Below are 1,404 nucleotides of genomic sequence, written 5' to 3' on the forward strand. Positions count from 1 at the left end.
GATGCCGAGCCGATTGTGGTGAAGTGGATGATCCTATGCTGTCGAGAAAAGCCTCTAGCGAGTTTCATGGCGGCCCGTACCCTAAACCGACTCAGGTGGTCAGGTAGAGAATACCGAGGCGTTCGGGTGAACTATGGTTAAGGAACTCGGCAAAATGCCCCCGTAACTTCGGGAGAAGGGGGGCCATCACTGGTGATTGGATTTACTCCATGAGCTGGGGGTGGCCGCAGAGACCAGCGAGAAGCGACTGTTTACTAAAAACACAGGTCCGTGCGAAGCCGTAAGGCGATGTATACGGACTGACGCCTGCCCGGTGCTGGAACGTTAAGGGGACCGGTTAGTCACTCTTCGGGGTGGCGAAGCTGAGAACTTAAGCGCCAGTAAACGGCGGTGGTAACTATAACCATCCTAAGGTAGCGAAATTCCTTGTCGGGTAAGTTCCGACCTGCACGAATGGCGTAACGACTTCTCGACTGTCTCAACCATAGGCCCGGTGAAATTGCACTACGAGTAAAGATGCTCGTTTCGCGCAGCAGGACGGAAAGACCCCGGGACCTTTACTACAGTTTGATATTGGTGTTCGGTTCGGCTTGTGTAGGATAGCTGGGAGACTGTGAAGCGGGCACGCCAGTGCTTGTGGAGTCGTCGTTGAAATACCAGTCTGGTCGTGCTGGATGTCTAACCTGGGTCCGTGATCCGGATCAGGGACAGTGTCTGATGGGTAGTTTAACTGGGGCGGTTGCCTCCTAAAGAGTAACGGAGGCGCCCAAAGGTTCCCTCAGCCTGGTTGGCAATCAGGTGTTGAGTGTAAGTGCACAAGGGAGCTTGACTGTGAGACCGACGGGTCGAGCAGGGACGAAAGTCGGGACTAGTGATCCGGCGGTGGCTTGTGGAAGCGCCGTCGCTCAACGGATAAAAGGTACCCCGGGGATAACAGGCTGATCTTCCCCAAGAGTCCATATCGACGGGATGGTTTGGCACCTCGATGTCGGCTCGTCGCATCCTGGGGCTGGAGTCGGTCCCAAGGGTTGGGCTGTTCGCCCATTAAAGCGGTACGCGAGCTGGGTTTAGAACGTCGTGAGACAGTTCGGTCCCTATCCGCTGTGCGCGTAGGAATATTGAGAAGGGCTGTCCCTAGTACGAGAGGACCGGGACGGACGAACCTCTGGTGTGCCAGTTGTCCTGCCAAGGGCATGGCTGGTTGGCTACGTTCGGGAGGGATAACCGCTGAAAGCATCTAAGCGGGAAGCCTGCTTCAAGATGAGTATTCCCACCCCCTTGAGGGGTTAAGGCTCCCAGTAGACGACTGGGTTGATAGGCCAGATCTGGAAGCCCGGTAACGGGTGGAGGTGACTGGTACTAATAGGCCGAGGGCTTGTCCTCAGTTGCTCGCGTCCACTGTGT

General features: G+C 56.1%; 1 rRNA gene. It reads left to right on the forward strand.

Annotation, left to right across the window (positions count from 1 at the left end):
- A 23S ribosomal RNA gene (locus IO36_RS35985) occupies positions 1-1,383 on the forward strand; the annotation flags it as partial.
- Positions 1,384-1,404 lie beyond the last annotated feature (21 nt).

The sequence above is a fragment of the Streptomyces aureus genome, from assembly GCF_000725495.1.
Classification (GTDB): Bacteria; Actinomycetota; Actinomycetes; order Streptomycetales; family Streptomycetaceae; genus Streptomyces; species Streptomyces aureus_B.